Source organism: Streptomyces sp. NPDC043908, from assembly GCF_056435525.1.
Genome location: NZ_JBWKEI010000001.1, coordinates 714,930 through 739,253, shown reverse-complemented (window position 1 = coordinate 739,253; position 24,324 = coordinate 714,930). Strand labels below are relative to the sequence as shown.

The 24,324-nt window shown below is 69.4% G+C and carries 19 protein-coding genes; 9 read left to right on the top strand and 10 right to left on the bottom strand.

The window, feature by feature from the left end; genetic code table 11:
• Positions 1-107: 107 nt before the first annotated feature.
• From AC069K_RS03450 to AC069K_RS03440, 3 genes are all read right to left on the bottom strand, one after another.
• The gene (locus AC069K_RS03450; protein WP_478612019.1) at positions 108-848 is read right to left on the bottom strand and encodes a dienelactone hydrolase family protein; all 741 of its coding nucleotides are present in this window, start codon (positions 846-848) and stop codon (positions 108-110) included.
• A gap of 296 nt (positions 849-1,144) precedes the next feature.
• A complete protein-coding gene (locus tag AC069K_RS03445) occupies positions 1,145-2,599 on the bottom strand; it encodes a sulfatase family protein (RefSeq protein ID WP_478612017.1) in 1,455 nt (484 codons plus the stop codon).
• Between the two features lie 97 nt (positions 2,600-2,696).
• Positions 2,697-2,786 (bottom strand): putative leader peptide, encoded by a 90-nt coding sequence (locus tag AC069K_RS03440; RefSeq protein ID WP_478612014.1) that lies wholly within the window; start codon positions 2,784-2,786, stop codon positions 2,697-2,699.
• Between the two features lie 349 nt (positions 2,787-3,135).
• Between AC069K_RS03440 and AC069K_RS03435 the strand changes: the two genes are divergently transcribed.
• Entirely contained in the window at positions 3,136-4,176 is a 1,041-nt protein-coding gene (locus tag AC069K_RS03435) for a sulfotransferase family protein (protein ID WP_478611695.1), read from the top strand.
• Between the two features lie 48 nt (positions 4,177-4,224).
• Here AC069K_RS03435 and AC069K_RS03430 read toward each other — a convergent pair whose 3' ends face one another.
• Positions 4,225-4,584 (bottom strand): hypothetical protein, encoded by a 360-nt coding sequence (locus AC069K_RS03430; protein ID WP_478611693.1) that lies wholly within the window; start codon positions 4,582-4,584, stop codon positions 4,225-4,227.
• Between the two features lie 110 nt (positions 4,585-4,694).
• Complete coding sequence (locus AC069K_RS03425) at positions 4,695-5,675, bottom strand: helix-turn-helix transcriptional regulator (RefSeq protein ID WP_478611691.1); 981 nt, start codon at positions 5,673-5,675, stop codon at positions 4,695-4,697.
• Positions 5,676-5,904: 229 nt separating this feature from the next.
• Between AC069K_RS03425 and AC069K_RS03420 the strand changes: the two genes are divergently transcribed.
• Positions 5,905-6,465, top strand: coding sequence for a quercetin 2,3-dioxygenase (locus tag AC069K_RS03420; RefSeq protein WP_478612012.1), 561 nt, complete (start codon positions 5,905-5,907; stop codon positions 6,463-6,465).
• A gap of 39 nt (positions 6,466-6,504) precedes the next feature.
• Here the strand turns inward: AC069K_RS03420 and AC069K_RS03415 are convergent, their stop codons facing one another.
• Entirely contained in the window at positions 6,505-8,121 is a 1,617-nt protein-coding gene (locus AC069K_RS03415; RefSeq protein ID WP_478611689.1) for a M48 family metallopeptidase, read from the bottom strand.
• Between the two features lie 222 nt (positions 8,122-8,343).
• On the opposite strand from AC069K_RS03415, the gene AC069K_RS03410 reads away from it, so the two are divergent.
• Entirely contained in the window at positions 8,344-9,531 is a 1,188-nt protein-coding gene (locus tag AC069K_RS03410) for a PP2C family protein-serine/threonine phosphatase (protein ID WP_478611687.1), read from the top strand.
• Between the two features lie 128 nt (positions 9,532-9,659).
• Here the strand turns inward: AC069K_RS03410 and AC069K_RS03405 are convergent, their stop codons facing one another.
• Both AC069K_RS03405 and AC069K_RS03400 read right to left on the bottom strand, forming a co-directional pair.
• Complete coding sequence (locus AC069K_RS03405) at positions 9,660-10,976, bottom strand: MFS transporter (RefSeq protein WP_478611685.1); 1,317 nt, start codon at positions 10,974-10,976, stop codon at positions 9,660-9,662.
• A 346-nt stretch (positions 10,977-11,322) separates the two neighbouring features.
• Complete coding sequence (locus AC069K_RS03400; RefSeq protein WP_478611683.1) at positions 11,323-13,161, bottom strand: APC family permease; 1,839 nt, start codon at positions 13,159-13,161, stop codon at positions 11,323-11,325.
• A 351-nt stretch (positions 13,162-13,512) separates the two neighbouring features.
• On the opposite strand from AC069K_RS03400, the gene AC069K_RS03395 reads away from it, so the two are divergent.
• Positions 13,513-15,468 carry an APC family permease gene (locus AC069K_RS03395; protein ID WP_365112121.1) on the top strand — a complete coding sequence of 652 codons (1,956 nt, stop codon included), beginning with the start codon at positions 13,513-13,515 and terminating at the stop codon, positions 15,466-15,468.
• Positions 15,469-15,524: 56 nt separating this feature from the next.
• Here AC069K_RS03395 and AC069K_RS03390 read toward each other — a convergent pair whose 3' ends face one another.
• Complete coding sequence (locus AC069K_RS03390) at positions 15,525-16,757, bottom strand: PucR family transcriptional regulator (RefSeq protein WP_478611680.1); 1,233 nt, start codon at positions 16,755-16,757, stop codon at positions 15,525-15,527.
• Positions 16,758-17,167: 410 nt separating this feature from the next.
• Between AC069K_RS03390 and AC069K_RS03385 the strand changes: the two genes are divergently transcribed.
• Positions 17,168-17,989 (top strand): DUF4394 domain-containing protein, encoded by an 822-nt coding sequence (locus AC069K_RS03385; protein ID WP_478611678.1) that lies wholly within the window; start codon positions 17,168-17,170, stop codon positions 17,987-17,989.
• 215 nt (positions 17,990-18,204) lie between these two features.
• Here the strand turns inward: AC069K_RS03385 and AC069K_RS03380 are convergent, their stop codons facing one another.
• Positions 18,205-18,612 carry an aggregation-promoting factor C-terminal-like domain-containing protein gene (locus tag AC069K_RS03380; RefSeq protein ID WP_478611676.1) on the bottom strand — a complete coding sequence of 136 codons (408 nt, stop codon included), beginning with the start codon at positions 18,610-18,612 and terminating at the stop codon, positions 18,205-18,207.
• 735 nt (positions 18,613-19,347) lie between these two features.
• Between AC069K_RS03380 and AC069K_RS03375 the strand changes: the two genes are divergently transcribed.
• From AC069K_RS03375 to AC069K_RS03360, 4 genes are all read left to right on the top strand, one after another.
• Entirely contained in the window at positions 19,348-20,604 is a 1,257-nt protein-coding gene (locus AC069K_RS03375; RefSeq protein WP_478611674.1) for a PP2C family protein-serine/threonine phosphatase, read from the top strand.
• Between the two features lie 332 nt (positions 20,605-20,936).
• A complete protein-coding gene (locus AC069K_RS03370; RefSeq protein WP_478611672.1) occupies positions 20,937-22,508 on the top strand; it encodes an FAD-dependent oxidoreductase in 1,572 nt (523 codons plus the stop codon).
• A 16-nt stretch (positions 22,509-22,524) separates the two neighbouring features.
• Positions 22,525-23,655, top strand: a complete 1,131-nt coding sequence (locus AC069K_RS03365; protein ID WP_478611670.1) for a hypothetical protein — start codon at positions 22,525-22,527, stop codon at positions 23,653-23,655.
• Positions 23,656-23,659: 4 nt separating this feature from the next.
• Entirely contained in the window at positions 23,660-24,286 is a 627-nt protein-coding gene (locus AC069K_RS03360; protein WP_478611668.1) for a TetR/AcrR family transcriptional regulator, read from the top strand.
• The last annotated feature ends 38 nt before the right edge of the window (positions 24,287-24,324 follow it).

The following is a 24,324-nucleotide window of genomic DNA, read 5'->3' as shown; positions in this document are numbered from 1 at the left end:
TCGACAGGGGCCCGCACCTCGGAGGGCACGAAAGGCCAAGAACGCCCCTCCGTGAGCCGCGTCCTCCCCCGGCCCGCCTTCCGCCGGTGTGGGCGGCCCGCCCGGCCTTACTTCAGGTGCCGGACCAGGAACTGGGCTGCCGTGTCCCCCGCGAACTGCGGGACACCGCTGTGGCCGCCCAGATTGGCGTGCAGTGTCTTCTCCTTGGAGCCGAAGGCGTCGAACAGGTCCAAGGCGGCCTGCCGGTCGTTGCCTTCGTCGTCCCACTGCAGCAGGACGTGCAGCGGGATCGTGACCTGCCGGGCCTCGTCGAACATGGCGCGTGGCACGAGGCTCCCGGCGAACAGCACGGCGGCCGCGATGCGCGGCTCGACCCCCGCCAGCCGGATTCCGATGGAGATCACTCCTCCTGAGTAGCCGACCGGGCCGCCGATGTCCGGCAGCGACAGGAGGGCGTCCAGGGCGGTCCGCCATTCCGGGACCGACCTCTCGACCAGCGGGAGGACGAGCCGGTCCACGATCTCCTCGCCGACCGGCTCCCCCGCCCGCATGGCCTGGCGCAGGTCCGCGCGGGCCTGATCGAGACCGGGCCAGCGGGGCCGGTCACCGCTTCCGGGCAGTTCGATGGTGGCCGCGGCGAGACCGTCCGCCGCGGCCTGCCGAGCCCGGCCTACCAGCCGGGGGTACATCTTCTCCAGTCCGAGCGGGGGATGGCCGAGGAGGATCAGCGGTGCCGGCGCGGATGCGGTGGCGGACGGAGGCGTCCAGAGGATGCCGGGGATCTCACCGAGGGTGAACGGGCGCTCGAGGACGCCGTCGTCGAAGCGCTGTTCGGAAGTGAAGTGCAGGGGCATGGTCATGCCTTTCGGGAGTGCGGAAAGGCGCTCCCGGACGACCTATCGCCCGACCGTGACCCCGGAGGAGAGCACCCACGTCGATACTGCGTTCACGGGTACCACCTCCTCGTTCTCTCGCACGGCCTCGGGCAAAGTAGCAGAGACCGCAGCGGCCCACCAATGGGTTTTCGCCCCCGCCTCGCCGCCGGATGCCAAGGCGTCGGCCACTGCTGAGCGGGCGTGGACCACGGTCCTTCTGCATCACCGTGGTCCCCTGGGCTTGCTCCGGGACGGTCGGGTTCCACCTCTCACCCAGCCGGATACGCCAGCAACCCCCTGTCCGTCTCCTCCCACGCCGACTTCAGCTCGCCCAGGAGCCTCGGCTCGTCCGCGGCTCGGTCGGCCTGCTCACGCTGGTCCTTCGACAGATCGAACAGGTGGTCCTGGCCGTTCTTGCCCTGGTAGTACTTCCACTTCCCGCGCCGCAGTGCACGCTCCCCGCGCACACGCCAGAACAGGTCACGCTCGGCGAGCGGCCGACCCTTCAGTAGATAGGGAGCCAGGCTGGTCCCGTCCAACTTGTACGCCGGGTGCGGGCGCGCCCCTCCGATCTCCAGAAGCGTCGCAGTCCAGTCCGGTGTGAAGACCGGCTCATGGCTGACCTGCCCGCCGTCGAGGCGTGCGGGCCACCGCACGATGGTCGGCACGCGGATTCCGCCCTCCTGGAGCGAGGCCTTGTTGCCCGACAGGGGCCAGTTGTACGAGAAGCGCTCACCGCCGTTGTCCGAGGCGAAGAACACCGCCGTGTCCTGCGCCTGGCCGGACTTCTCCAAAGCGCGCAGCACGACACCGACCGACCGGTCCAGGTCCTGCACCATCTGCGCGTACTTCTCGACGGAACCGCCGTCCTGGTGCCAGAGCGCACCTTTCGCACCCGCCTTGATCCTGCGGACGATCTCGGCGCTCTCCTCCTCGTCCCCCTCCGCGATCCAAGGCCAGTGCGGAGTGGTGAAGTTGAGGTTCAGCAGCCAGGGTCGGCCGCCGTGGTCGCGCTGGACGTACTCGCCGGCGCGCTCGGTGAGGATGCGCGTGTAATACCGCAGGTCCTTGTACTCGGCATCCCCTTCGTGTCTGTCGCCCGCGTACAGGTCGTACTCCCCGCCGAGCCCCAACTTCGAGTAGTACTCCAGGGCCCCGCCGAAGTTCCCGAAGAACTCCTCCCAACCGGACTTGGTGGGCGAGTAGTCGGGCAGATATCCGCAGTGCCACTTGCCGATGAGCGCGGTCGCGTAACCCGCCTCCCGCAGCAGCGAGGCAAGCGTGGGGTGGGAAGGGTCGAGCCCGACGGACCTGTCCGCGATCGGCTCCGCGAGACCACCCTTCGTACGTCCGGGCAGGCGCCCCGTGTACAGGCTGAACCGGGTCGGCGAGCAGGTGGCGGACCCGGCGTAGGCATCCGTGAACCGCACCCCCTGCCGCGCGAGCCGGTCCAGGTTCGGGGTCTTGATGTGCGGGGCGCCGTAGCAGGACAGATCGGCCCAGCCGAGATCGTCGCCGAGGATGAAGAGAATGTTGGGCCGCTTGGCCCGTCGGTGCGGCGCCGCCTTGAACGGCTGCTCGCGCTCCGGGGTTTGCGCTTGGGCGTCGGCGGCGGGCACGCCAACGGCCGCAGCGGTGACGCCTGCGGCGACAGCGCCGCCGAAGGACCGCCGGGACAGCGGGGACGATGGGGACGGTGGGGACGGTGGGGACAGCCGAGTCAGGGGGGAATCGTCGTACGAGGACACAGTGCGCTCCTGAGCAGGGCACGGCGCACCACGGCGTCACGTACCCGAGAGAGTCGAAAGAAAGGGAGTCGGTTCAGACAGCGCGACGACAGATGGCGCTCGCGACACGTACCAGGTCGACGTGGCGGCGCTCCACAAGCGTGGCCGTCTGGCCACCGGGCATCTGCATGGGTCAGGAGCCTCATCGAGCGCCTGTGTATCTGTCAACGAATGCGCCCACGCGTTCACAAGCGCTTCGTATCGGCGAAATCCTGCGCACACGCCCGCCCCGCGCAGGCGTGTTGGGGTGGGCGTGTTGGTGGTGGTCGCCACCATTTCTCGCACGCCCGGCCAACAGCCAGCTCTCGGCTCTCGGCTCTCGGCTCTCGGCTCTCGGCTCTCGGCTCTCGAACAAGGCGAGGCGGATCGGCGCCACGCCGCACCGGCTGGGCACGTGGCCAGGGATAGATCGCGGTACCAGGGGGAAGTCTGCTCCCGATCGCTACGGTCGTCCTGCGAGGGAGATCACTGACGTGCGCACATTGACCTTCGTCGTCGGAACAGGCCGTAGTGGGTCGACCGCGCTGTCGGGCATCGTCCACGCGCATCCTGATGTCCTCAGCCTCAACGAACTGCTGTCGTCGGTGCAGAGCCGGGGTTTCCCCGAAGGCCGCGTGAACGGTGAGGAGTTCTGGCGGCTGCTGACTGAGCCCAATCCGCAGTTCGAGACGATGATCCGCAGTGGGGTTCCGATGCCGGAGTTCCTCTATACGCGCCGTCCTGGACGCTTCGCGACCGAAAGCACAGGCATCCCCGCGATCTCGCTGATGGTGCTTCCGCACCTCACCGACCGGCCGGACGAACTGTTCGACGACCTGGAAAAGCAAGTGCGCGGGTGGCCGCCGCGGACTGCCGCGGACCAGTACGCAGCCCTGTTCAGCCTCCTGGGCAGCCGCGAAGGGCGCACTGCGGTGGTCGAGCGATCGGGCTACTCCCTGCACCGGGTGCCGTTGCTGCACAAGGTCTTCCCGCACGCACGTTTCGTGCATCTGTTCAGGGACGGACCCGATTGCGCGCTGTCCATGAGCCGGCACACGGGCTACCGACTGATCTTCCTGCTACGGGAAATCCTCGCCCGCAGCGGGGCCGACCGGATCGAGAACCTCACCGAGGAGCAGATCCGTGCTCTGCCACCCGCCCTGTCACCGCTGCTGACCGAACGCTTCGATTCCGCGCTGGTCCTCGACTCTGACCTGCCGCTTCCCGGCTTTGGCGCACTGTGGTCACAGCTCATCGTCCAGGGCGTGGCCGACCTTGCCGCCGTGCCCTCACCCCAGCGGACCACCCTCGCCTACGAAAACCTCCTTGCCGACCCCCGCAACGAGCTGACCCGCCTGGCGGACTTCATCGGTGTCGAACCACTCCCCCAGTGGCTCGACACCGGCGTCGCCCGCCTGGACGGCAGCCGCCAGGGAACCTCCCTGCGACTGCCCGCAGCAGAGTTGGCGGCGCTCCAGGCTGCCTGCGCCCCGGGCACACGGGCCCTGGCCGCCGACCAGACACCGACGACGTGACCGGGGCGCTGTCCCCGGGCGCTTGGCTCCGTGCGGGCCCGGTGCTTATTACGAGCGTCCCCAGTGCAGCTTTCCGAACTGCACGTACCGGGCCTCTTTGCAGCCTCGCAGCCACTCCTTCCGGTCTTCCGCACCGACGAGCACCGCGTATGCCTGACACCCGGCGGGCGACGGGTCGTAGATACTGCGGAGGTCCACGGAAGCCCCGGAGGGAACGGCGACAGACGACGCTGACGCGGACGCGCTGTACCCGTTTCCGTCAGACGTTCCCTCCCCGCTGTTCTTCGCCCATGCGTAGCCCTGGGCATATGCGGCGGCCTTGGAACCGTCGCTGTTGAAGACAGAGCCATCAGCCATGGTGACCACTACCGCGGCCATGACTCCAGACACGGCCGTCACCGCGGACATGCAGGCCAGCGTGGTACGAGTTGCGTTGCGCAACAGAAAAACCTCTCAGTCGTCAAGGGTGTTCAGCAGGTGAGTGCTTCTTGCTAGCAGACACCCAGACGACTCCCGGCTCATCCAAAGGGTTGTACTGACCGTGACGGACGAGGTACGGCATGAATGGCCGTCCGTGCCGGAGGCGCGCCCGCGGCGAGGACGCGGAAATCGGTCGGGGTGGTGCCGGTGTGCCGGCGGAAGAAGGCGCTGAAGGCGGTTGGGTGGGTGAAGCCGATGCGGTCGCCGACGGCGGCGGGGGGCAGGGTGGTGTGGACGAGGAGACGTTTGGCTTCCAGGAGGACCCGGTCGTCGATGAAGCGTTTGGCTCCGCATCCGGTGGCGGCGCGGGTGGACCGGGTGAGGGTGCGCGTGCTGTAGCCGAGTCGGGCGGCGTAGTCCTCGACGCGGTGGGTATGGACGAAGTCCTGCTCGACGGCCTCGCGGAAGCGGTGGAAGGGTTCACGGGCCGCGCCTCTCGCAGGTGCGGAACCCTCAAGGTGGGCGAGGCGGATCAGGAGGGCGGACAGCAGGTGTCGCATCGTCTCGATGTGGGCCGTCAACGGCAGGTCGGACAGGTGGGCGTAATCGTCTTCGAGCGCGCCGAGGATGCGGATCAGTGACTCGGCCTGCCGGGTGGCAGGCGTTACGCGGCCGGTTCGGGTGAGTTCGACGGCGCTGGTCAGCGATGTGGCGCTGGCGCTGAGGAAACCGGCCGGGAAGACGACGACGGTGCCCTCGGCCTCCTCCAGCGGGGCAAGGAACCGCAGAACCTGCCCAGGTCGCACCCAGAGCCAGTCGCCGGGCCGGATCGTGTCGGTACGGAAGTCGGCTGAGCAGCGCATGGTGCCGGCCCGTACGTGGAGGAGCAAGTGGAAGAACGGGCGGCTGAGGCGATAGGGGTCGATGCCGTGGCTGTGGGCGCGCTCGGCCAGGCGGTCGAACGGCACGACTTCGATTCCCGGCGGAGTGCCCGGCGTCGGACGGTAGGGGACGGCCGCGATCTCCCCTGGGGATGAGCCCCGCGAAGTGTGTCCGTTTTTCTTCATGGCGTGTCCCAAGTGTAGGGGCTCGGGGCAGCGCCCGGATCTAGCGTGGGTGGGGCGAGGAGCGCGCCGGGGCGACCCGAGGGGAGCGGCCGGGCACGGTCCATGCAGATGTCCGAAACCCACAAACGGGCCGATCAGGCCCCGGGCTCCTCGTGTGCCGCCGCCGGGGCGCGGGACGCGGCACCCCCGCGGCCTTGTCCGCCTGCCGTCCATTCCTTCCATGACGACCGGGAGATCGCAGATGACCATCGAGTACGCCACCCGCTACCGCACCCGCTCCCACATCCCCGCGGAGTCGGGCACGCCCTACTTCATCGAGAAGGGGCACGGCGACCGCGCCCACCTCTTCGGCGACCTGGTGACGGTCTACGCGGGCGGCGAACAGACCGAGAACACCTTCAACTTCTTCACTGTCGAAGGGCCCAAGGGCAACATCATCCCGGCGCACTCCCACCCCGACACCCACGAGGTCTTCTACATCACCGACGGCGCGGTACGCCTGTTCGTCGAAGACCTGCAGGGGAACCAGCACGAGAAGCTGCTGACCCCGGGAGACTTCGGCTTCGTACCCAAGAACTGCCCGCACGCCTACCGCATGGAACGCCACCACAGCCGGGTTGTCGGCGTGGCCGCCGGCCCCGGCGGCACCTTCGAGCGGTTCTTCGACCACCTCGGCGCCCCCACCCAGGAGCTCGCCCTGCCGCGCGAACCGGTCGTCCCCGAACCCGGCAAGTTCCGCACCAGCGCCCAGCACTACGACGTGACCTTCCTGCCCGACCACGAGTGGCGCACCGGGAGCTGACCCCCGCAGAGCCACACTCACCGGCAGACGCCGAGGTGATCAGACCGACCGCCCGGCGAGCACCAGCTTCCGCAGGGGTTCGGTGTCGGGCGTGTCGGCGACCGTGGCGTCCAGCGCCTGTTCGAGCTGGTCCTCGAAGTCGTCCGCCGGGTAGCGCAAGGTGGCCGAGTCGGACCAGGAGAGTTGCCAGCGTGCGGCGCCGCACGCCGTCAGTTCTACGGTGACCAACTGGTTCAGGGCGCGCCGCACGACCGCGCGGGCCGCCTCGCGGTCCGCGTGGCCGGTCGCGGCCGCTGCCTGTTCGGGCTTCGGGAGGCGGTCGGCCATCCGCCAGCGCACCGCCGGGTCCGCGTCAATCGTGTCGAGCACGGCGGTGAGCCCGGGGCCGGCGCCCTCGGCGGCGAAGGCGTCGCGAACCTCCTCCACGCCCTGGCTGACGTACACGGTCATCGACTGGTGGACGAGGTCCTCCCAGTCCACCCGCTGGAGAGCACGCGCCTCCGGGGTGAGGACGGCCTGCTCCACCGCGACCAGCGCCGCGTCCGCGTCGGCCAGCAGCTCCACCGCCGGGCGGGCTCTCTGCCCGGCGCGGCCGTCGTCGGGCAGGGCCTCGATGCGGGCCACGCGTTCGGCGAGCGCGGGGTGGGAGTCGTACGGGGAGGTGGGTTCGGTCGAGAGCTCCCGGCGCAGCTCCCCCAGCTCCTCCGCGCGGGCGTCGAGCAGCTTGCGCAGTCCGCCGAAGACCTGCCCGGGGCGGGGCAGCAGGCCGGCGCCGACGCCGAGGGTGGCGTACGCGCTCATGTAGTAGTCGAAGGCCGGGACGAGGGCGTTGATCTCGCGTAGGGCGGACGCGGCGGAGTCGCGGCCGGCCACCCGGACGGAGGCCACGTCGGCCGCGAGTTCCTGGCTGCGGGCGGTGGCGTGGGTGGTACGCAGGTAGAAGTTGCCGTACGCCGTGTAGATCGCGGCCATGCCGCGGTACGTCGCGCCCAGGCCCGGGGTGTCGACCTTCGTGGCCCTCCTGCCCTTGGCGATCCGCTTGGCGGCATGTTTCTCCTGCCTCGCGCGCTCGTTGGCGATCTTCTTGTCGGAGCGCTCGTGGAAGTGGGCGATGGTGCGGATCAGTTGGGCGCGTCCGCGGGCGATCAGGGGGGTGAGGCGGGTGTCGAAGTTGGCGTAGTGGCCCATCTCGTGGGCGAGCACGGCGCGCAGTTGCATCTCGTCCAGGCCGATCATCAACGGCAGGCCGAGGTAGAGGCGACGGGTACCGGGCCGCAGGCCCAGCAGCGAGGAGTCCTCGCTGACAGCCGCGTTCACCTTCTCCATCAGCACGATCTCGTCGGGCGCGCGGGTGCCGACCTGCCGGGCGACGTCGCGCACGGTCTCCCACAGCGCGGGCTCCTGGGAGTCGGTGACGCCGAGGGGGGTGCCGGTCGGCGCAGCATCGCCCTTGGGGGTGCGCAGCATGAAGAATCCGCGCACGATCGGGATCGCGAGGACGACCGAGCCGATGACTACGTCGTAGACGATCGAGCCGTGCAAGCGGGTGCAGACGGCGTAGTCGGCGCCCGCGAGGGCGGCGAGCAGGAAGACGCCGAGCAGATAGAAGCCGGCGAGCAGGACGAGAGCGCGCAAGGCGCGCAGCGAAGCGCCCATATGGACAGATCCCCCCACGGGATGAAAGCGGTGCCGACGTAGGTGGCGGGAGCCGCCTGCCGCATCATGAGGCCCGGCGGTCACTCACGGCAACTCTGCGAGCCGGGGATTTGGGTCAGCGAGTGAAGTGGCTGGGCCTTGGAACTGTGGCTTCGGTGGCGGGGCGGTGATGACTGGGGGTGCAGGGGGAAGAAGAACGGTCCGGAACTGAGGGAGGTCGCTGTGGGGCGTGATCGGATCGGGCTTGCGGACGTGCTGACGGCGGCGGAGGCTGCGGCGCCGGTGCGCTCGCTGGATGTCGTGGCGCACAATCTGCGCGAGCGGTTCGGCGCGCGTTATGTGTCGTTCCTGTTCGTCGATGTTGTCGGCAGACGTCTGCTGCGGGTCAATGAGGAGGGGGCAGCACCACGGGAGCATGGCGCTGACCAGGTCCCATTGGACGGCAGCGTCTACAACGAGGTCCTGCGCACCCAGAAAGTGGTCGTGAAGGCGAACGGCGCCCCCGAGCAACAGGTGTTCGCGCCCGTTTCCAACCGCGGCGACACGATCGGGGTGCTGGAAGTGCGCCTGGCTCACCTGACCCAGGACATACTGGAGCAGGTCGAGGAGGTCGCGCACGCGCTCGCGTACATCATCGTCACCGACCGCCGCTTCACCGACCTCTACCACTGGGGCAACCGCACCGCCACGGTCACGCTGGCAGCGGAGATCCAGCGTCAGCTCCTGCCCTCGGCGCCCTCGTGCGAGTCCGCGGAGTTCGCCCTCGCCGGTGCCCTGGTCCCGGCCTCCGACATCGCCGGTGACACCTACGACTACAGCCTCGACGAGAACACGCTGCACCTGTCCATCACCGACGCGATGGGCCACGACGTCGACGCCGCCCTGATGGCCACCCTCCTGGTCAACGCCTCCCGCGGCGCCCGCCGCGCCGGTGCCGACCTTGCCGAACAGGCCCGCCAGACCCACCAGGCCCTCCTCGACCACGGCCGCCGCACCTTCGCCACGGGCCAGCTCCTGCGGATCGCCCTGGACGGCAGCGGTGCCCAGCTCGTCAACGCCGGCCACCTCTGGCCGCTACGACTGCGTGAGGGCGAGGTCGAGGAGGTCAAGCTGCACGTCAACCTGCCGTTCGGCGTACCCGTGCAGTATCCGTATGAGGTGCAGGACATCGACCTGCGTCCCGGCGACCGCCTCGTGCTCTTCACCGACGGCATGCAGGATCGGAAGGCGGCGAGCGTCGATCTGCGCGGCCTTGTGCGTGACACCGCCGCTGAGCATCCTCGTGAGGCTGTGCGGGCCATGGTCGGCGCGGTCCGCGACGCGTGCGCCGGCCAAGTGCAGGACGACGCGACCGTCATGTGCCTGGACTGGTACGGACCTCAAGCCCACAGGGTGAACGCCGGCGCCTGAACCAGTAGGGACCCCTGTCGGCGCTGCCGGTCGGGGAGCCTCACCTGGCGGCGGGCATGCGGCGCCGAAGTTCTTCCTCCGGGACGTCTTCCACGTGGGTGAGGAAGACCCCCATGCGCGACTAAGGGTCATCGCCGCCTGAGAACGCCGCGCACAGCGGATGTTTCGCGGTTGCGCACCGCTTGCCCGGCCGGTCGCGAATCGGTTGCGTCGACTTCTGTGTCCAGCAGATCCCGGTGGCGGGTCTCGTCGGCGCAACCGAGAGCGATGATCGTCAGCAGAGCCGCGGCCATGACGTAGACGACGATCGGTGTGGGGCTGTCGTACTCGGAGAGCAGGGCTGTGGCGATGAGCGGGGCGGGGGCGCCGGCGGCCACGGAGGAGAACTGGGCGCCGATGGATGCTCCGGAATAGCGCATGCGGGTGGCGAACATCTCCGAGAAGAATGCCGCTTGCGGCGCGTACATCGCGCCGTGGAAGAGCAGGGCCACCGCGACGGCCGCAGTCATGGCCGCGAAGGAATGCCGGTCGACGAGCGCGAAGAACGGGTGGATCCACAGCCCCATGCCGACGGCGCCAATGAGGTAGACGGGGCGACGTCCCCACTGGTCCGACAGGGCGCCCCACAGGGGGATGGTGACGAAGTGGATGGCGGAGGCGATCAGGACGGCGTTGAGGGCTGTCTGCTTGCTCGCATCCGCGTGCTCGGTGGCGTACACCAAGGTGAATGCCGTGACGACGTAGTAGGAGATGTTTTCCGCCATGCGGGCGCCCATGGCGATGAGGACATCGCGCCAGTGGTCGCGCAGGACAGCGAGTACGGGCGGCTTCTCCCTCGCGGCGTACGGCGTCCTGCGGCTATCGGCCGCCGCGAGGGCCGCTTTGAACACGGGTGACTCGTCGACGGAGAGCCGGATCCACAGCCCGATGAGGACCAGCACGCCGGAGAGCAGGAACGGCACCCGCCACCCCCAGGAGTCGAACGCCGCGTCGGACAGTGTTGCGGTCAGCGCCGCGAGGACGCCCGTGGCCAGCAGTTGCCCCGCCGGCGCTCCGGTCTGCGGCCACGAGGCCCAGAAGCCGCGGCGTCTCGCGTCCCCGTGTTCGGCCACCAGCAGGACCGCGCCTCCCCATTCTCCCCCCAGAGCGAAGCCCTGGACCAGGCGCAGCGCGGTGAGCAGGAACGGGGCGGCCGAGCCGACGGCGGCGTGGGTGGGGAGCAGCCCGATGAGGAACGTTGCGCCGCCCATCATCAGCAGGCTGTATACCAGGAGCTTCTTGCGTCCCAGCCGGTCGCCGAAGTGGCCGAAGACGAGGGCGCCGAGGGGACGGGCGGCGAAGCCGACGGCGTACGTCAGGAAGGACAGCTCGCCGCGCAGCTTCGGCCGACCGGCAGAACCTGTCGACCGCCTGGACCTGCTCCGGTCCGTCGCCCGGAGTGACACGTCGTCCACCGTCACCCAGTGCCGCGACCGCGAGCTCCCTCGTCACCGCGATGACCGTGTCACGGTGCCCAGGGGCCGCGAGGTACCCCCAGTCGGTGAGTTGCTCAACGACGCGCGCCGCGACCTTCAACGGCGACCCGGACGCCAGCCCCCTGCGTACGCCGTTCGTTGAAGGACGGGTTCTTACCTGCTGCTACCCGATGGGCAATCCCTCGGACGAGGTACGACACGCCCCTTGCGGCCGTCGGTGAAGACGGCCCGCTGGGACGGAACGGGTAACGCCGGGCGGAGGTGTCGGTGACGGATCGCTGATGGTCACCGGCGGAGGCGGTCACGGGTGCAGCGGTCAGCAGCGGAAGCGGAGCCGGCAGACGACGGCGTTCGTGTCGCGGCGGACGGCGTGGGCGACGACCGCGCCCCGCTGGTTCTGCAGGGCTCGCTGCCACACGTGCTCGGGTTCGGCCTCGGGGACGAGGACGGTGACCCGGGTGCCCGGTTCGGTCGCCTCCAGTTCGCGTACGTACGCGGTGATGGGCCGGCCGAGCGAGCGGCGCTCGGAGGAGAGCCTGACGAGGGGCACGCCGGGACTCCACAACGCCCAGTCGCGTTCCAACGCCTCGGTCGCCTCTCGGTCCTCCGGATCCGGGTGACAGACCGTCACAGCCCTGACCTCGTCGCCGAGGGAGACGGCGGCGGTGAGGGCTTCGCTGGTGAGGCGGGTGAGGGAGGAGACGGGCACCAGGATGAGGGAGCGTTCGCGGTGCGGGGGCTCGGGGCTCCGGCCGATGCCGAGATTCTCGCCGATCCTGCTGTACGCCCGGTGGACGGCCTCGAAGGCGAGGACGAGGACCGGCAGGGCGATCACGATCAGCCACGCGCCGTCAGGGAACTTGGTAGCGGTGACGACCACTGCCGAGACGCCGGTGAGGACGGCGCCGAGGCCGTTGAGCAGGGCTTTCGCGGCCCACTTGGGTCCACGCTCGCGCTTCCAGTGCAGGACCATGCCGGTCTGGGCGATGGTGAAGCCGACGAAGACGCCGATCGCGAAGAGCGGGACGAGGGTGTTGGTGTCGCCGCCGGAGAAGACCAGCAGGCCGGCGGAGACGACGGCAAGCGAGACGACGCCGTGGCGATGCACCTGGCGGTCGGCCTTGAGTCCGAAGACGTGGGGCAGGTAGTTGTCGCGGGCGAGCAGTTTCAGCAGGACGGGCAGGCCGCCGAAGGAGGTGTTCGCGGAGAGGGCGAGCAGCACCGTGGTGGCGAACTGGATGAGGTAGAAGGCCCAGTTGTGTCCCAGGGAGGCGTCGGCGAGCTGGGCGAGGACGGTGACGCCCTCGACCGGTTGCAGGCCGAAGCGGGAGATCAGGACGGCCAGGCCGATGAGCATCAAGCCGAGCAGCGCGCCGAGCGCGACCTCCGCACGTATCGCCCGGCGGGCGGCCGGCGGGCGGAAGGACGGCACCGCGTTGGCGATCGCCTCCACGCCGGTGAGAGCCGAGCAGCCCGAGGCGAACGCCTTCAGCAGGAGCAGGGCGCCCACGGTGGTGGCGTTGTCGGCGAGGACGGAGGCGTGGCCCGCGGACGCCGCCGTGGAGACGGGGGTGTCACGGAGGAGACCGACGACGATCAGCACCAGGATCGCGCCGATGAAGACGGCGGTCGGGAGGATGAACAGGCGGGCCGACTCGACGATGCCCCGCAGGTTCACGCCCGTGATCAGCACGAGCACTGCCAGGCACATCAGCAGCCGGTCACCGTACAGCTCGGGGAACGCGGAGGTCAGGGCGGCGACACCGGCCGTCACGGCCACGGCGACGTTCAGGACGTAATCCAGGACGAGCGAACCGGCGGCGACCAGACTGGTCCGGCGGCCGAAGTACGCCTTGGCGACCGCGTACGAACCGCCGCCATCGGGGAACGCCGCGATGACCTGGCGGTACGAGGCGACGAGGACGGCGAGCAGGCCGGCGACGGCCAGCGTGACCGGGAGCGTGAAGCCGAGCCCGTATCCACCGGCCGACGCGAGGACCAGGACGATGGCCTCGGGGCCATACGCCACCGAGGCCATCGCGTCGAGCGAGAGAGCGGCGAGCCCGGTGACGGCCGTCAGCTTGTGGCGCGCCCCGGTGTCCGGGGGCTCCTCGACGGCGGACGCGGCACCGTTCTCGGCGGTCAGAGCAGACATACGGGAGTTCTCCTTCGTGCTGGTCCGCTCAGGGTGTGCTCCGATCAGCGTGTTCCCACCGTTCCTGGCGGGTTCTTGGCGCCCGACGCCGCTCTCTTCACATTTTCTTGACGCGAGCCCTCTCTTGGCGTGAGCCCTCAGGCCCCCCGGTCAGCGAGCATCCCTCGGGGCCCGAAGGAGCTGCGGTCATGCCAGGAACCGGTCAGGGCCGCGGATGAGCCCGGCCGGTGCATCTTGACGCTTTCCTGACGCGCCCGCCCGGATCGCTCGTTGACGCGTTGTTTACGCTGGCCCGGGCCGTCCACACGATGAGCGGAACCCGTTGTCCAGCAGCAGCTCAGGAGCACCATCATGGCCACCACACCGGACGCTCGCACCGGACGATTGCGCGCGTGGATGCTGGAGGGCCTCTCCGACATGGGGAAGGGCAAGCCCTCCCGGCCTGTGGAGTCGGCGCCGGACGCCGGACACCGGGGGCAGCGCTGGTGGCGGGTGATGTGCCTGACCGGTGTCGACTACTTCTCCACCCTCGGCTACCAACCGGGCATCGCCGCCCTCGCCGCCGGTCTGCTCTCCCCCGTCGCGACGATCGTCCTGGTGATCGTCACACTGGCGGGCGCGCTCCCCGTCTACCGTCGGGTGGCGGAGGAGAGCCCGCACGGCGAGGGCTCGATCGCGATGCTGTCGCGGCTGCTGTCCTTCTGGAAGGGCAAACTGTTCGTCCTGACCCTGCTGGGCTTCGCGGCGACCGACTTCCTCATCACCATCACGCTGTCGGCGGCGGACGCCTCCACCCACCTCGTGGAGAACCCCCACCTGGAGTCGGCGCTGCACGACAAGCAGGTGATCATCACGTTGATCCTGGTCGCGCTGCTCGGCGCGGTCTTCCTCAAGGGCTTCCTGGAGGCCATCGGCGTCGCCGTCGCGCTGGTGGGCATCTACCTCGCCCTGAACGTGGTCGTCGTGGTCACGGGTCTGTGGAAGGTCCTGACCGAGAGCCACCTCGTCACCGACTGGACCGCCGCCCTCACCCAGGAGCACGGCAACGCCTTCGTCATGATCGGCGTCGCGCTGGTCGTCTTCCCCAAGCTCGCGCTCGGCCTGTCCGGCTTCGAGACCGGCGTCGCCGTCATGCCGCATGTCCAGGGCGACCCCGGTGACACCGAGGACAAACCCACCGGCCGCATCCGGGACACGAAGAAGCTCCTGACGACCGCCGCGCTGATGATGAGCGTCTTCCTGATCTGCACGAGCTTCATCACCACCGTCCTCATCCCGCACAAGGAGTTCGAGTCCGGCGGCAAGGCCAACGGCCGCGCGCTCGCCTACCTGGCCCACGAGTACCTGGGCAACACCTTCGGCACCGTTTACGACGTCTCCACCATCCTCATCCTCTGGTTCGCGGGCGCCTCCGCCATGGCCGGCCTGCTCAACCTGATGCCGCGCTACCTGCCGAAGTACGGCATGGCACCGCACTGGGCGCGTGCCGTGCGGCCCATGGTGATCGTCTTCACCCTGGTCGCCTTCCTCGTCACCTGGCTCTTCGACGCCGATGTGGACGCCCAGGGCGGCGCGTACGCCACCGGTGTCCTGGTCCTCATCTGCTCGGCGGCCATCGCCGTGACCATCGCTGCCCGCAAGGCGGGCCAGCGCGGCTGGACCATCGGCTTCGGCGTGATCTCCGTCGTCTTCCTCTACACGACCGTGGTGAACGTCATCGAGCGTCCCGACGGCGTGAAGATCGGTGCCTGTTTCATCGCCGGCATCATCCTCATCTCCCTCCTTTCCCGCCTCGGCCGGGCCTTCGAGCTGCGCGTCACCCACGTCGAACTCGACGAGACGGCCGAGCGCTTCATCCAGGACATCTCCCGCCGCACCCCGCGCTTCATCGCCAACGAACCCGACCAGCGGGACGTCGCCGAGTACCGCGAGAAGATCGAGCAGATCCTGGCCGACAACGACATGCCGACCACCGAGGACTTCGTCTTCATCGAGGTCACCGTCACCGACCCGTCGGAGTTCGAGGCCGGGCTGACCGTCCGGGGCGAAGTCCTGCACGATCGCTATCGGATCCTGACCGTGGAGTCCTCCTCCGTCCCCAACGCGCTGGCCGCCCTGCTCCTCCACGCCCGTGACCTCACCGGCGTCCGCCCGCACGTCTACTTCGAGTGGACCGAGGGCAACCCCTTCGCCAACTTCCTCCGCTTCTTCCTCCTCGGCCACGGCGAGGTCGCGCCCGTCACCCGCGAGGTCCTGCGGGAGGCGGAGCCGGACCGCGACCGCCGCCCCCGCGTCCACGTGGGCTGACACCGGGTGCGTCGGACGGGTGCTCGAGATGACGAGAGGGGAGCAACCTCCCCGTTTCAGCGCCAAGCCCCCGACAACCCTCGGGCGACGACCGAGCTGAGGATCCGCACCCCGTGCGTGGAGCCCGGGCTGATGCCGGTGAGTTCCTGCACCCGGCGCAGGCGGTAGTCCAGGGTGCGGGGGTGGACGTTGAGTGCCGCCGCAGCCGTGCCGCGGTTCATGTCGTAGCCGTAGTACGCGTCCAGGGTGAGCAGCAGGTCCGGACCGGCCGCCAGGCGGCGGGCCACCATACGGAGCCACTCATCGGCGAACGGCACCTCCGCCACGGCGAGCTCGACGAAGACGTCGGCGAGCGTGTGCACCCGCAGGAGCGCGGAAGCGCGTCGCAACGGGGCCGCCCGGCTGATGCGCCGGGCCCGGTCGAGGGCGCCGGAGAGCTCGGACACCGGTGCGGTCGCGGTGCCGGCCGCACATGGGTGGCCGAGCGCTTCGGCGAAATCCCGTACGAGATCGAATACGGGGTCGGGGGCGGTGTGCCGCCGTACGGTCGCGGTGCCACCGGGAACCACGGGCACCAGGGGCACCAGGGGCACCAGGGCAATCAGCTCACCGCCCTCGCCCCCGTCCTGCGGGTGCCACACGAGGGGCACCTGGTGGGTCTTCGCCAGCGCCTCGATCGCTCGTTCCAGCTCACGCTTGTCGGCGGGGCCGTGCGGTACCCGGACCACCGTCACCGCGCAGTGGTCGGGCAGTTCCATGCCCACGGCTGCGGCGAGTTCCGTCGCCAAGGGGTCCGCGGCCAGCATCGATTCGGCCAGCAGGGCCACCTGTTCGACGTAGGGCAGGCGCCGGCGCAGCACCCGGACGAATCCCTGGCAGTAGGCGCCGATGCCGTGCACGCCCTGCGCGGCGAACCAGCTCATCATCTGCATGAGCTCGTCGACACCACCGCCGCGCTGGGCATCGGTCGCCTCGTTGATCTCGCGGAGCATGAGCGCGGTATGCAGCCGCAGCACCTGCTGCCGGGATTCCAGCGACATTCCCGCCTCGGCCCGTGCCTCGCCCATCGAGGCGATGCAGCCGAGGTCGTCCTCGCTCAACGCGCTGCTGCTGGGGGCGAGTTCGTTGGTGCGGTTTCTGAGCCACAGCGCGTACTCCAGTGTTTCGGCCCTGTCCCGGTGGTCCGCGTCCAGGTGTCCGAGCTCCGGAATCTCGTGGGTGTACGCCTCGACTTCCCGGCGCGCGTTGGCTGATGCCTGCCGGGCCAGTTCCGTGAAGAGGCTCCCCATGGACGGGAGCATGTCGTTCGTGGTGAACCTCCGGCAGTCGAAAACCGGACGACGTTCATCACTCCGCGTAAGTCCATGACGGGTATGTCGACGACACCCTTTGTCACAGGGGACAAAGTTCCCGGTGGATGGCGGCCTGGACGTTCCCTCTGCTTGTAGGGGCCCTGACAGGTGGGCTACACAGAAACCAGGTGCCCGTGCGTGCGTGGTACGCCCCGCACCGAACACCCGGATCGACTATCCGAAGTCAGTCGGTCAGCACGCCCCTCCGAGCACCACCTCCCACTTTTGCAGATCCGTATGCCATGCACTCACGCGAGTTCACACGGAAGGGAGACACAGTGAAGGCAGGAAGGAAAACCGGGGCCGGCACCAGGGTCAGGAGGACGGTCGCCGTGACCGTCGCGGTCATGTCCGTATCCACCACTCTGACGCTGGGGATGCCGGGCTCCGCCACAGCCGCCGCTCCCGGCCTGCGAGCGTTCGGGATCACCGGCGACGGCACCCTGATGGCCACGTTCACCACCGACCGGCCGACGGTGCTCGACTGGGTCAGAACCGTCACCGGGCTCACCGGCGACAGCAAGCTCATCGGGATCGACCACCGGGTGCAGGACGGCCTGATGTACGGCGTCGGTGACCAGGGCGGCATCTACACCATCAAGACTCCGCCGGTCACCCCGGACGTGGTCGTCACCAAGGTGTCGCAGCTCCAGGTCCCGCTGTACGGCACCACCTTCGACATCGACTTCAATCCGGCAGCCGACCGCCTGCGTCTGATCAGCGACAACGGCCAGAACCTACGGCACAACCTCAACGACCACACCACCGTCGAGGACGGCATCCTCACCACGCCGCCCGCCAACGGGCCGTCCCGGGGTGTCACCGCGGCCGCCTACACCAACAACGACCTGAACGGGGCGACCCAGACCACCCTGTTCGACATCGACACCAGAATGGACCAGGTCGTCATCCAGGCGCCGGCCAACAACGGCACCCTCTCCCCCACCGGCTCCCTCACCATCGACGCGGGGACCAATGCCGGCCTGGACATCTTCAGCGGCCTGACCAACGGCAAAGCCACCTCGAACACCGCCTTCGCCTCCCTCACCCCGTACGGCTCCAGCACACCGTCCCTCTACAGCATCAGCCTCCTCACCGGTGACGCCACCGCCGTCGGCCAGTTCCCCCTCAACATCACGGACCTGACCATCACCCTGACCGGAAGCTGAGTCCTTCCGGAACCCCTCACCGCGGGCCGGGCGCCCCGGTCCCGCGGCCCTCGCATGCGGGAGGAGCGCCCGGCAATGCCAACGGCCCGTATACGCAGCCGCCATCGGCCGGCTCGTCCTGCCCGCATCTGTGACGCGGCCCACAGACGCACAAAGACGCCCGGCCGGGGATGATCCCGGCCGGGCGTCTTCGTTCGTCAGCTGTTACTGGTGGCTCAGTACCAGTGGTGGGTCTGCCAGAAGTTCCAGGCGCCCACGGGGCTGCCGTAGCGGTCGTTCATGTAGTCCAGGCCCCACTTGATCTGGGTGGCGGGGTTGGTCTTCCAGTCCGCACCGGCCGAGGCCATCTTCGAGCCCGGCAGGGCCTGGACCAGGCCGTAGGCGCCCGAGGAGGTATTGGTGGCGGTGTGGTCCCAGCCACTCTCGTGGGACACGATGTTGTTGAAGGCGGCGAACTGCGCCGGGTCCTTGATCATCTGCTGGGCGATCGCCTTGGCGCTCGTCGGGGCCGCGGCCTGAGCGGGGACCGTGGCGAGCAGGGAACCGGCGGCACCGACGGCGACGACGGCACCCGCGAGGGTCTTCTTCGAAACGGCGATACGGCGGATGACAGCGTGGGACACGGAGAAACCTTCCGAAGGGGACGAGGGCGGTCGCCGCATGCCGAAGACATGCGTGAGCCACTCACGCGATGGAGAGGGGTTCGTCTGCGGCCGGGGAGAAACACCCGCACCGCTCGGCGACTCATCCAGTTCTACCGGCCACCCCCAGCCCTGGCAACGACCCCTCCTACTAGGCCGATTCGCAGCACAGGACCGTCGGCCCGAAGCGTCCGAGAAACGCTTCGCGCAGGTGAGAGGCGGCCTGAGGGGCCCTGAACGGGAACGGAGACCTACTAGTCTCATACGTATGTGACGTGGGCCCTATGGGACGAGTCACCCCAAACCCCCCTAAATGTCACTAAACGTAACCACCCATACCCCCGTGAAGTGCCGGTCGGGCGTGACGGGCGCCTGACAATCAGAGGGATATGACCCACTTCGTGCACCTATTCGCACCTTGTCGATCAGCTTGGGCGTGACGGCCAGCCCCACGTCGGTCCCACGACGGTCGTTCGAGAGCGAGTTCGCCGACAACAGCACCTGATCCTGGGCCCTGTGGTGCAATATGGGACATCTGCCCGGCACCGGGCCTGACGCCGGCCCTCGCGCGACAGGGGCGGAACCCTGAGAGTCAGCGAGCAGCGAGGAGCCACCGTGACCGTACATGGGCCGGACGGGAACGATGCGACTCGGCCCGACGGGAACGACGCGACTCCCCCTCATGCCCTGGAGAACGGGGGAGGCCGGGGCAGGGAGATGACCTTGGCGGGGGTGCTGGCGGCGGCGGAGACCGCGGCGCCCGTGGAGTCGCTCGACGTCGTCGCGCGCATGCTCAAGGAGCACCTCGGGGCCGTGTCGGCATCGTTCCTGATCATCGATTTCACCGGCGGCTCGGTGGTACGACTGGGGGCGGCGGGCAGCGTCGAAACCGATGAGCCCGCCCGGCACATCAAGGTGCGGGGCACCCTGTACGACGACGTGATCCGCACCCAGCGGCCGGCCGTGGAGGACACCGGCGACGGCGCGCTGGTGCGGGTCGTCGCCCCGGTGACCAATCGCGGGGACGCGATCGGGCTCCTCGAACTGTTCCTGCCCGCGGCGCCCGACGCGGGGGTGATGCGGGAGATCGGTGAGACCGCGCACGCCCTGGCGTACATCGTGATCGCGAACCGGTCCTTCACCGACGTGTACCAATGGGGTCGCCGCACCAAGCCGCTCAGCCTGGCCGCGGAGATCCAGCACCGGCTCCTTCCGGCGTCACTGGCGTGTGAGGCGGCACAGTTCGCGGTCGCCGGGGCGCTGGAGCCGGCCGACCACGTCGGGGGTGACACCTTCGACTACGTGATCGACCGCGACACGGTCCAGCTCTCCGTCACCGACGCCATGGGGCACGACGTCGACGCCGCGTTGCTGGCCACTTTGCTGGTGGGCGCCTTGCGCCGGGCGCGGCGGGCGGGCGCCGACCTCGCCGAACAGGCCCGCCAGGCCGACCGGGCCATGCGCGAGCACGGCCGCCAGGGGTACGTCACCGGCCAACTCCTGCGCATCAGCCTGCTCGACGGCAGCACCGAGTTCATCAACGCCGGCCACCCCTGGCCGCTGCGGATGCGGGACGGGAAAGTACAGGAGATCGCTCCGAAGGTCGATATGCCGTTCGGCTTCAGCGCCCCTCACGGCTATCAGGTCCAGTCCCTGGACCTGCGGCCGGGTGACCGGCTGGTGATGGTGACGGACGGCATGCTGGAGCGCAACGCCAACAGCCTCGACCTGTCGGATCTGATCGTCCGTACCCGCGCGCTGCATCCCCGCGAGGCCGCCCGCACCCTCATCGCGGCGATCGTCGACGCCAGCGAGGGCCACCTCCAGGACGACGCGACCGTCATGTGTCTGGACTGGCACGGCGTCGGCCAATCCCAGCGGGACGCCGACAACGGCGCCGACCTCGCCGACGCCTCCGCACCCTCAGGGGCAGGGACAGGGGCAGGGACAGAGCCGACCCTTCCCCAGCGATGACGCGAACGGCCCACGCGGCCCTCTTCAGCGGCGCTCGGACGGCCACTGCGGTTTCTGCCCCAAGAATGACCCCGGTCGGCGCCTGAGCCGTTTCCGCCGCACTGCACAGCGGACCAGTCCCCTGGGGCCTGCACAGCGGTTCGGGTGACACGCCGTCATGCCCCAGGGCGGTGCCGCCAGTCGTCGGATTTGGCCGCCTCTGGCTCCTCGCTCGGCATCAGGAGCCGGCCATCACGTCGTGTGGAAAGGCTGGTTCGTTGGAGCCGTACCTGTTAGCCTCCCGTCCCCCACCGATCATACGTTCACTCAGGCAATGTATGAATGGAGGACACATGCGGGGAGAGACAGCCGTAGTGCTCGGCGGCAGCGTGGCGGGGCTGTGCGCCGCGGGTGTGCTCGCGCGGCATTTCGACACGGTGATCGTTCTGGAGCGGGACCGGCTCCCGCCGGACGCGGAGCACCGGCGGGGCGTGCCGCAGAGCAAGCATCCGCACTTCCTTCTGAACTCCGGGCGCCGCGCGATCGGTGAGATCTTCCCTGGTTTCGAGGAAGCGCTGATCGCCGCCGGCGGGATGCATCTGATGCCGTCGATGGACGCGGCCTACTGTGAGAACGACGGATGGGCTCCGCGCAAATCCGGATCCATGACGATGATCTACAGCTCGCGCGTACTCATCGAGCGGGTCCTGCGCGACAAGGTCCGCGAGCTGCCGGCCGTCGAGGTCCGCGAAGGCGTCACCGTCACCGGCCTCCGCACCAGCGGCGGCGGCGGTGGCGGTGGCGGTGGCGGCACCGAGCGAGGGTGCGTCGTGGGAGTCGAATATCGCGTGGGCGACGACCCCGGCCGGTTGGCCGCCGATCTGGTCGTCGACGCGCTGGGGCGCGGGTCCTCCGTCGCCGACTGGCTGGTCGAGGCGGGCTGGCCGCCGCCGCCGGAGAAGACCCTCGACGCCAAGGTCACCTACACCTCGCGGTGGTACGACCTGCCGCCCGCCGGGCGGCGTCCGGAGTCATGGTGGTGGAAGCACCTGGTCGTCACTCCGACCCAGGACACCGGGGACCACCCCGAGGAGCACGAATTCCTCAGCAACTTCTTCCCGATCGAGGGCGACCGCGCCATCGTGTGCATGGGGGCGTGGGGCATCAGGATGCCGCGCGAGGCCGACGCCTTCGAGAAGGCCGTGGACCGCGTGCGGGCCCGCGCCTTCGGACAGGCGACGCGTGCCTGCACGCCCACCTCCGAGGTACACCTGACCCGCTCGACCGGCAACAAGTGGCGCCGCTACGACCTGCTGGAGCGGCCCCCGCTCGGGCTGGTGTGCGTCGGAGACTCGATCTGCGCGTTCAACCCGTTCTACGCTCAGGGGATGAGCTCGGCGGCTCGCTCCGCGCTCGTCCTCGCCGAGCTGCTGCACGGCCGCACCGCTCTCGACGCCGCCTTCTTCCGTGACTTCCTCGACCGGCAGAAGAAGTCGCTCGACGTACCGTGGATGCTCGCCCTGGCCCGCGACCAGGCGTACGACTTCGCGACCGGCAGCGAGGTCGTCGCGCCGTGGCGCCGCAGGCTGGCCGCACGCCTGAGCTGGCCGGTGTTCAACGCCATCACCGCCACCAGCCGCGAGGACGCCTACGTCGAGCGGACGTTCGCCGAGGTCTTCAACCTCGACACATCACTGCGGGACATGGCCACCGACCCCCGGTTCTGGTTCGGCATCGCGCGGTACAAGGTCCGCAAACGGCTCGGACGCACGGTCGTGCCGGGCGGATTCGACGACCAACAGGACCCGCCCGGCACCGACTACACCGACTACACCGATCGCACCGGCTCCACCACCCGCGCCCGCACCCGCGCCGGCCGTACCGGCACCACGCCGTCCTCCGAGGCCGATCTCGTCCACGACTGACCCGAGGAGCACGCCCATGGCCTCTTCATGCGACTTAGCGGCCGAGCACCTCGCGGGAAAGCTCGGCTTCTCCTGCCATGACGCCCGCCCCGTCGTGGACGTCCGCAACCCGTTCGGTCTTGAGAACAGCACCATGCCGTTTCTGGAACTCCTGGTCATCGGCGGCGCGGTGTTCGCCCTTGTCCATGCGTGGCGGCGATGGCGGCGCGACGGCGATCCGGTCAGCATCTCGCTGTGGTTCGCCTCGGTCGTCTACCTGGCGGTGATCGAGCCGCCGCTCTATTTCCCGGGCTGGTTCGGCCTGGAGGAACACGTCGGTCTCATCTTCTCCCACAACGTGTTCACCGTGCAGTTCATGTACGACCGGCTGCCGCTCTACATCGTGGCCTTCTACCCGGCCCTCTCGCAGCTCGCCTACGAGGTGGTCCGTGCCCTCGGAGTCTTCGCGCGGCGCGGGCCCCTGGCAGGTTCGCTGGCGGTCGCGTTCGTCTGCCAGGCGTTCTACGAGATCTTCGACCAGCTCGGGCCCCAACTGAAGTGGTGGGCCTGGAACCCCGAGAACAAGATGATCAACGAACCGGCACTCGCCTCGGTCCCGATGAACAGCATGTTCCTGTTCGCCTCGGTGTCCTTCGGCGCGATGACCTACCTCGTCGTCCGCCTGGTCGGCGCGTACGACGGGCGCCGGAACACGCCGGGCCGTCGCCAGATCACCTTGCGTACCATCGCCGCCGGCGCCCTGACCCCGTTGGCGATGGCGATCGCCGGCGTGCCGAGCAACGCCTTCCGCGGCGGCGACCACCTCGGGATCCAGCGGGCCGTCCTCGGCGCCGAGCTCGCCCTGGTCTGGATCGTCGGCCTCTGCCTTCTCGCGGACGCCTGGCGCGCGCGGCACACCGACCCGGCGCCGATGGCCTCACCACTGTTCGTGCGGACCTACCCGGCGCTCTACCTCGGCGTCCTCTTCGTCCTCTGGCTGAGTGCGTTGCCCGCCTACTTCGCGGCCACCGACGGCATCACCGCCCAGGGCACCCGGATCGGGAGCCTCTGGTACGCCGCGCTGTGCACCGTCGCCGCCACGGGGCTCACCATCGCCGCACTCCGCGCGACCATGTCCCAACAGGCCGAAGTGCCTGTGCGATCCTGAGACCATGGGGCACCACGGCTGGGGAGGCCGACCTCCCGCATCGGAGGCGGAGGCACGGCAGCGCATCATCGACGCGACCGCCCGCTGCATCGACCGGCACGGTGTCACCAAGACGACGCTGTCCGACGTCGCCGGCGAGCTCGGTGTCACCCGCCAGACCGTCTACCGCCACTTCGGCCGCCTCAACGACATCATCGCCGAGGTCGCCGCGCAGGGCGCCGAGTCGTTCGTCGACCAGATGATCGCTCATCTGCAGGGGATCACCGATCCGGCCGAAGCCGTGGTCGAAGGCATGGTCTTCTGCGTACGGACCATCCCCACCGAGCCACGCCTGAGCCTGCTGCTGCAACTCGGTGACACCACCGCCTTCGGCCGCAGCGCCACCACCCGGGACACCATCGCCTACGGGGCCAAGATGTTGCAGCGCTTTCCCGTGGACTGGGCCGCCGCCGACATCGGCGCCCCCGACCTCGACGGCCTCGCCGAGATCATCATGCGACTGCTGACCTCGCTGTTGCAGCACCCGGGCGAGCCGCCACAGGACGAGGCACACCTCCGCGCCCTCCTCAACCGCTGGCTGGCCCCAGCGCTGTCCCGGGCCGCGACCGCCACCGTGCCTCCGCGGTCTTGAGGCTCGCCCCCAGCGCCGAGGTCCGGTCACTTCCGCCG